Here is a 262-nt window from a genome sequence, read left to right as displayed (position 1 = left end):
CGAAGGTGGCGCGGCAGCGCAGGCTGCCGCGCAAATCCTCATGCATGGTGACCCACGTCTCCATCGGCAGCGAAAAGGCCTGCGGCAGCACGCGCCGCAGGGCCGGATCGCGCGCCGCCAGACCAGACTGGCACACGCCGATGCCGGCGCCCGCGCGGATCAGGGCCATCTGCGCCAGGTCGCTGTTGCAGCGCCAGGCAAAATTTTCCCGCGTAAATCCCTGGAAAGCCTTCCCCGCATTGCGCACGAAGGGGCTCGCCTC

1 pseudogene is annotated in these 262 nt (G+C 68.7%); it reads right to left on the bottom strand.

From position 1 onward, the window contains the following. Window positions 1-262, bottom strand: a pseudogene (locus ACH13J_RS18505) (LysR family transcriptional regulator); the annotation flags it as partial.

The sequence above is a fragment of the Roseovarius salis genome (assembly GCF_044472985.1).
GTDB lineage: Bacteria > Pseudomonadota > Alphaproteobacteria > Rhodobacterales > Rhodobacteraceae > Roseovarius > Roseovarius salis.
Note: the sequence above shows the minus strand (reverse complement) of the source record. Positions and strands in the feature narration are given on the sequence as shown.